Here is a 4,610-nt window from a genome sequence, read left to right as displayed (position 1 = left end):
AAGCATAGCGGGATTCGGCATCGTTGTTTTCCCCGAAAGGGGGTACTCCATTGAATTTGAACCCGGCTGGAAACAATTTATCAAAGAGAGCAGGCAGCCGGCCGATGAAGATCGAGCTGACGGATCCGGTCCAGGCTCTTTTCACAGAAACTGCAGGGATGCTGGTGATGATATCCTCTCTTCCGCTTCGGGTGACAAAACTGATGCTCAGGATAAACAGGATACCTGCCGTGATGTTGAGATCTTTGCGCGGGCCGGGATACCAGATCACCTGACGGATCAGCAAAACCCGGTTTTTGTGGCGGAAAATGAGGTGCAGAGGTTCTTCTCGGTTTACCGCCATGGAGGTTCTCTCAGGTTTTTGATTTACAGCCAGCCCGGAGAGGGGGTTAACGAAACCATTCAGCAGGTTGCCATTGCCGGAAAGGATTTCAGCAGGTGGGAGATTTACAGTGAGCCGGGAGAGACTTCAAACGGAGGCGGCGCGCTGTTGCCGCTTCAGTATCCGCTCGGACCGCTGATCATGTATTACCTTACTGTACGGAACGAAGCGATAATGATACATGCCTCGGGAGTGCATGACGGGCAGAGGGGGCGCCTCTTCACCGGGTTTTCAGGTGCCGGGAAGAGCACCATATCGGGAATATGGCGGGAGGCGGGCAGCATGCTGATCAATGACGACAGACTGATTATCAGGAAAAGGGGTGGCCGGTTCCTTATGTACAACACCCCGATGTTCTACGAGGATGTGCCGAGGGAGGCTCCGCTTGATGAAATATACCTGATAAGCCATTCGCCGGTGAACAAGATGAAAAGGATCACAGGCGCCACTGCCGTCACCAGGGTGCTGGCCCACTGCATACAGAATAATTACGATAAGGGGTATATTGAAAATCACCTGACTTTTCTGGGTGATCTTTGCAGCAGAACTGACGTTTTTGAACTCGGTTTTGTGCCTGACGGGAGCGTGGTTGATTTTGTCAGCGAAAGACAGCAGAAATGAAATATTAATTACCAATGGACCAAAGGATGCTGAAGGATGAGATCGTTGAACTGGGCGGTGAGCTGCTGGAGGGCAAGCACCTCGTGAGATTCAGGATGCGCGGCCACAGTATGTACCCGGTATTCAAGGATGGGGATATTGGCACGGTAGAGAAATGTGATCCGGCTGAGCTGAAGCGGGGCGATATCATCGTGTTCAGGCAGGGCGATAACCTGGTGGCCCACCGGCTGGTGAAGGCCCTGGTGAGGGATGGCGGACTCTTACTGATCGCACGCGGGGACAGGAACCGGGTTGCTGACAAACCGTTTGCGGCAGATCAGCTTATCGGAAAGATAGTCTCTTTTCAGAAAGGGAAGAGGGTGCGAAGCGTTGATGCGCCCCTGTTCAGGTTTGCCGGCTTTTGCATCGGCCGCTTTGGCAGGGTGCTGGTACCTTTTTTCAACATTATGCTGAGGATCAAGACCTGGAGGCAGAAAATACCCGGGGCGGTGCGTTCGTTCGCGTCCAACATGAAATTCATTGCAGGGGGATCGGGAAGGCTTTTGTCTGTCAACCTGCTGATAGCCTCACTGCAGGGGATACTACCGCTGGCCGTTATATTCTGCCTGAAGTGGCTGATTGACAGTCTCACGGCAGCAGAGCCAGGCGATCCGGCCACATTCCGGCCCTTTCTGGTCATTCTCGCGATCACCGCACTTACCTTTCTGGCCAACGCGGTGGTCTCTTCGATAAGGAACTACTGGTTTGAAAAGCTGTCGTTCTCTGTCTCGATGCGGATCTACGACAGGCTTCACAGGAAGCATGAGAACCTCGCGATGGGGTATTACGAGGATGCAACAATGCAGGATAAGATACACCGAGCCGTGCAGGAGGCAGGGTTCAGGCCGGTGAAGATATGCAACGAGCTGTTGCAGATGGTGAGGTCGGTCATTTCGGGCATTGTGATCATAGCTCTCTTTTTCACCATTAAATGGTACCTGGCGCTGGCCCTGCTGCCGGCCATCCTGCCCGGGATTATAGTGAGACTAAGGCATTCGCGCGAGTTGTACCGCCTTAAAAGAGAGAACAGTCCGACTGAAAGGGAGACCTATTACTACAACCGCGTGCTTACCGCCCTCCCGTTTGCCAAGGAGCTGAAGCTGTTCGCCTTCGGCAGGTTTTTCAGGCACCGGTTCCGGAGATCGCACGAAACATTGTTCGGGCGCAAGGACCGTCTTAACCGGTCGGTACTTTGGTACGACATCGCCGCACAGACGTTCTCGGTGCTGGTGGTGTTCGGGGTGTTCGGCTACATTGCCTGGCTTGCGGTAACGGGGCACTCCACCATCGGAACGGTGGCCATGTCGTTCCTGATCTTCCACCGCGGCTACAGCGTGCTGGGTGAGCTCAGCAAATCGGCCACCCAGCTTGTGGAGGACAATATTTTCCTGAACGATCTTATTGATTTTATTACCCTTCCGGGGAAGGGAACGGAGGGTGAGGGGGAGACTGGGGGCGCCGGGGAGGTGACTGTACCGGCAGGCGCTGATCTGGGAGGGGATGTGGAAGGGCCGGACGCGGACAAAATGGTCAAGGAGGGTGACGGGGAGACCGCAGATGGTCCGGGGATACGGGTTCCTGGGGCGGCTGCAGATATTCAGGGGTCACGGGTTCCCGGGGAGGCTGAAACCGGACCAGGCCAGCAGAAGGATGCCGGTGATGAAGGCGCGACCTTTCCCCGGGGCGGACTGAAAAAGGGAATATTCGTGAGGGACCTCAGCTTCAGGTACAAGCCTGAACAGAAGATGGTACTGGAAGATGTAAGCTTTGATATCCCGGCCGGCAAGGCAGTCGCCTTTACGGGCCGTAACGGTTCGGGCAAGACCACCATGGTGAAGTTGCTTTGCGGATTTTACCGCCCGATCAGTGGAAAGATAATGTTTGATGACACCGACACTGCGCTGCTTGCACCTGAAACCATGCGTGAAGGCATCACGGCGGTATTCCAGGATTTTGCCCTCTACAACCTGACTGCATTTGAGAACATTATGCTTGGCGATATCAGCAGGGATGCAGGCAGAAAGGCTGCACGGGAGGCTGCCGAAAAGGCCGGCATAATTGACGTTATTCAGAAGATGCCACGGGGACTTGATAACATGCTGGGCCCGCTGTTCGGGGGAGGACAGGAGCTGAGCATCGGGCAGTGGCAGAAGTTTGCTATTGCAAGGGCTTTTTACCGCGATGCGCCCATCCTGATATTTGACGAGCCATCGAGCGCCCTCGACGCCGAAACCGAAAGGCAGGTGCTGCAGAGGCTGCGCGAGCTGGCCAGTGACCGGACGGTTATAATGGTAAGCCATCGACCGGCGGCGACAGACTGGGCCGATATCATTTACTCCTTTGAAGAGGGAAAAGTAAGGATCGCTGACCGGAAGGGACTGCGCGGGGAGTGATGCCCGACAGTTGGGTGCCCGGTGCTAAGTGAAGCCCTCCGACTAGTGCTGCTCGCCGGGGTTTTTCGGGTTGACGGTCACTGATGGCTGCCGTTACCCTGAAATCTTTCTCAGAATATACATTGCAAGCTGCCTGATGCCAAGCAGTATCCGGTAAGGGTAATAAAGTCCGACCAGGTACCGGCTCCTGATCCCGTACCTCCACATCATATAACTCTGTGACGGGAAGGTGTCGTGGAGGATGTACCTGATTTTGTTACTGAAACCGTCAACACCTTTTATCAATACTATATTACCGGTTTGCATCCTGCTGCCGGTTTTTAAAGCTGTTATCAGTTCTTTATCCTTATACTTGTCGGCAAGATGGCCGTATTTGTCAAGTATACTTTCGGGTAAGGGAGCATCAAAATATTTACCGGTAAGAATAATGAATTTATAAAAAACCTCAGAGCATTCATATTTCTCACATAGGTTGTTTAACTCGTTCCAGTCTAACTCATCCTTATATGAAATGATAATATTTGTAATGTCACAGAAGCATTTCAGCTGAAAATCTTTTTGCGACATATGTTTTTCGAGATGCAGGCAAAGATGGATCAATAAATGATGATAATCCAATACACAGACCGGGGCACCGTTTAATGTCATTTTTACAGCATTCTTCCATAAATCTTCTGAAGTTATCCTGTATTTATCATACTGGACCCTGGTATGTATGTCGAAGCTGACACCATTGATGACCATTTTATAACAGTGCCCAAAATATGAATTAAGCTTAATAAATCTGGTTTTAGTGAAATGATGTGACAAATAGCCCATCGCATCCATTATGCTCAGGCACTTTGGGATATCATTATCCTGAACCATAATATCCATGTCGCTCAATTGGCGCAGGCCGATGTCCTTGTAGAGGGTTTCGGAAAGGTGAATACCCTTAAGGGCGATGACAGGGATGCCTGCCTCATTGAGTGCCAGTGCAACCTTGCGGAAATGATCATAAATTATGACGTTACGGCTGAGGGTCTTGAGATAGGCCTGGTGAAGCTGCTCTTTTATTTCCGGGGGTACAAGATGGTTGTTTTCAAGCAGGGGGATCTTCTTGCTCACGAGAGGGGCCATTCCGTTATTAATGGCAAGAATGGCAAGGTAGTTCCAGTCCGATATCTTTGAAATCA

3 protein-coding genes are annotated in these 4,610 nt (G+C 52.0%); 2 read left to right on the top strand and 1 reads right to left on the bottom strand.

What is annotated here, in order from left to right; genetic code table 11:
- On the top strand, window positions 1-1,003 hold a 1,003-nt coding region (locus tag EA408_10620; protein TVR70735.1), incomplete at its 5' end, for a hypothetical protein.
- A 14-nt stretch (window positions 1,004-1,017) separates the two neighbouring features.
- Window positions 1,018-3,435 (top strand): signal peptidase I, encoded by a 2,418-nt coding sequence (locus tag EA408_10615; protein ID TVR70734.1) that lies wholly within the window; start codon window positions 1,018-1,020, stop codon window positions 3,433-3,435.
- 93 nt (window positions 3,436-3,528) lie between these two features.
- Here the strand turns inward: EA408_10615 and EA408_10610 are convergent, their stop codons facing one another.
- Window positions 3,529-4,608, bottom strand: a complete 1,080-nt coding sequence (locus EA408_10610) for a hypothetical protein (protein ID TVR70733.1) — start codon at window positions 4,606-4,608, stop codon at window positions 3,529-3,531.
- Window positions 4,609-4,610 lie beyond the last annotated feature (2 nt).

The organism is Marinilabiliales bacterium, assembly GCA_007695015.1.
Lineage (GTDB): Bacteria > Bacteroidota > Bacteroidia > Bacteroidales > PUMT01 > PXAP01.
Note: the sequence above shows the minus strand (reverse complement) of the source record. Positions and strands in the feature narration are given on the sequence as shown.